The organism is Pseudomonas sp. GM84 (assembly GCF_000282535.1).
Taxonomy (GTDB): domain Bacteria; phylum Pseudomonadota; class Gammaproteobacteria; order Pseudomonadales; family Pseudomonadaceae; genus Aquipseudomonas.
In genome coordinates, this window is the sequence record NZ_AKJC01000243.1 from 1 (window position 1) to 2,471 (window position 2,471).

Annotated in this window: 3 protein-coding genes; all 3 read left to right on the forward strand. The window is 65.4% G+C overall.

Annotated elements, in window-relative coordinates:
* The coding region (locus tag PMI38_RS27585; RefSeq protein ID WP_238540205.1) for a hypothetical protein at nt 1-181 on the forward strand (181 nt) is incomplete at its 5' end.
* Nucleotides 178-1,248, forward strand: a complete 1,071-nt coding sequence (locus PMI38_RS19295; protein ID WP_043273961.1) for an enoyl-CoA hydratase/isomerase family protein — start codon at nt 178-180, stop codon at nt 1,246-1,248. The genes PMI38_RS27585 and PMI38_RS19295, both read left to right, overlap by 4 nt.
* Nucleotides 1,249-1,264: 16 nt before the next feature.
* Nucleotides 1,265-2,416, forward strand: coding sequence for an acyl-CoA dehydrogenase family protein (locus PMI38_RS19300; RefSeq protein WP_008097430.1), 1,152 nt, complete (start codon nt 1,265-1,267; stop codon nt 2,414-2,416).
* Nucleotides 2,417-2,471: the final 55 nt, after the last annotated feature.

Below are 2,471 nucleotides of genomic sequence, written 5' to 3' on the forward strand. Positions count from 1 at the left end.
GGCGGCGCTCGATCTTGACTGCGCTGAAGAACTCAACCCATGCACCATGGCAAAAATGCAGGCTACCCCTGCACTTTTGCCAATTGTGCAAGGTAAATTCGCATGCCACGATCTCGCGATACTCCAGCGCCCTCCAAACTTCACTTGGAAAATCAATAACAAAGCAGGGAGAACGCGATGACCGCGCACGCTCATACCTCGGCAACGGCTCATGTACTGGCCGAGGTCCGCAACCAGATTGGCCACCTCACCCTCAACCGCCCCGCCGGCCTCAATGCCTTGACCCTCGACATGGTGCGCAGCCTGCGCCAGCAGTTCGACGCCTGGGCCGAAGACCCGCAGGTGCTGGCCGTGGTGCTGCGCGGCGAAGGCCCCAAGGGCTTCTGCGCCGGCGGCGATATCCGCTCGCTGTACGACAGCTACAAGGCCGGCGACACGCTGCATGAAGACTTCTTCGTCGAGGAATACGCCCTCGACCTGCTGATCCACCGCTACCGCAAGCCGGTGCTGGTGCTGATGGATGGCTTCACCCTCGGTGGCGGCATGGGCCTGGCCCAAGGCTGCGACCTGCGCATCGTCACCGAGCGCAGCCGCTTGGGCATGCCCGAGGTCGGCATCGGCTACTTCCCGGATGTCGGCGGCAGCTATTTCCTGTCGCGCATTCCGGGCGAGCTGGGCACCTACCTGGGCGTCAGCGGTGCCCAGATCCAGGCCGCCGACGCGCTGTACTGCGGGCTTGCCGACTGGTACCTGCCCAGCGACAAGCTCGCGGCCCTGGATGAAGGCCTGGACCACCTGAGCTTCACCGAGCACCCGCTCAAGGACCTGCAGAACCTGCTGGCCAAGCTCGGCAGCCAGACCCTGGACGACGCGCCGCTGGAGAAGCTGCGCCCGGCCATCGACCACTTCTTCGCCCTGCCCGACCCGGCGGCGATCATCGAACAACTGCGTGCCGTCAGCATCGGCGACAGCCATCAATGGGCCCTGGCCACCGCCGACCAGCTGGAAAGCCGCTCGCCGCTGGCGATGGCGGTTACTCTGGAGATGCTGCGCCGTGGCCGTCATCTGGCGCTGGAAGACTGCTTCGCCCTGGAGCTGCACCTGGACCGCCAGTGGTTCCAGTACGGCGACATCATCGAGGGCGTGCGCGCCCTGATCATCGACAAGGACAAGCAGCCGCGCTGGAACCCGCCTTCCCTGGCCGGCCTGCAACGCCAGCGGGTCGAGCAATTCTTCGAAGGCCTGTGAACCCGGGAGTACAGCAATGCAAGACCTGGAACTGAGCGAAGAGCAGATCATGATCCGCGACATGGCCCGGGACTTCGCCCGTGGCGAACTCGCCCCGCACGCCCAGGCGTGGGAAAAGGCCGGCTGGATCGATGACGGCGTGGTGCGCAAGATGGGCGAACTGGGCCTGCTGGGCATGGTGGTGCCGGAGGAATTCGGTGGCAGCTACACCGACTACGTCGCCTATGCCCTGGCTGTCGAGGAAATCGCCGCTGGATGCGGCGCTACCGGGGCGATGATGAGCATCCACAACTCGGTGGGCTGCGGCCCGCTGCTGGCCTACGGCACGCCTGAGCAACAGCAGGCGTGGCTGCCACGGCTGGCCACTGGCGAGGTGATCGGCTGCTTCTGCCTGACCGAGCCGCAGGCGGGCTCCGAGGCGCACAACCTGCGCACCCGGGCCGAGCTGGTTGACGGTGAATGGGTGATCAACGGCGCCAAGCAGTTCGTCAGCAACGCCCGCCGTGCGGGCTTGGCGATCGTCTTTGCGGTGACCGACCCGGACCTGGGCAAGAAAGGCCTGTCGGCCTTCCTGGTGCCGACCGACAACCCAGGCTTCAAGGTCGACCGCAGCGAACACAAGATGGGCATTCGCGCCTCCGACACCTGCGCCGTGACCTTCGACAACTGCCGCATCCCTGCCGCCAACCTGCTGGGCGCGCGCGGCAAGGGCCTGGCCATTGCCCTGTCCAACCTCGAAGGTGGGCGTATCGGCATTGGCGCCCAGGCGCTGGGGATTGCCCGTGCGGCGTTCGAGGCGGCGCTGGTGTACTCGCGTGATCGGGTGCAGTTCGGCAAGCCGATCAACGAGCACCAGAGCATCGCCAACCTGCTGGCCGACATGCAGGTTCAGGTCAATGCCGCGCGGCTGCTGATCCTCCACGCCGCGCGCCTGCGCACGGCTGGCAAGCCGTGCTTGTCGGAGGCTTCACAGGCGAAGCTGTTCGCCTCGGAGATGGCTGAGCGGGTCTGTTCGATGGCGATCCAGGTGCATGGGGGGTATGGCTACCTGGAGGATTACCCGGTGGAGCGGCATTACCGGGATGCGCGGATTACCCAGATCTATGAAGGGTCCAGCGAGATTCAGCGGATGCTGATTGCGCGGGAGTTGAAGCACTATCCGTTGTGATGCTACCGGCCTCATCGCCGGCAAGCCCATGAAGGCAAATCCCGCTCGCTGGACG

Bases quoted from the DNA above. Each gene is read 5' to 3' on its own strand.
- PMI38_RS19295 (WP_043273961.1), top strand. From the start codon at position 178: ATGACCGCGCACGCTCATACCTCGGCAACGGCTCATGTACTGGCCGAG.
- PMI38_RS19300 (WP_008097430.1), top strand. From the start codon at position 1,265: ATGCAAGACCTGGAACTGAGCGAAGAGCAGATCATGATCCGCGACATG.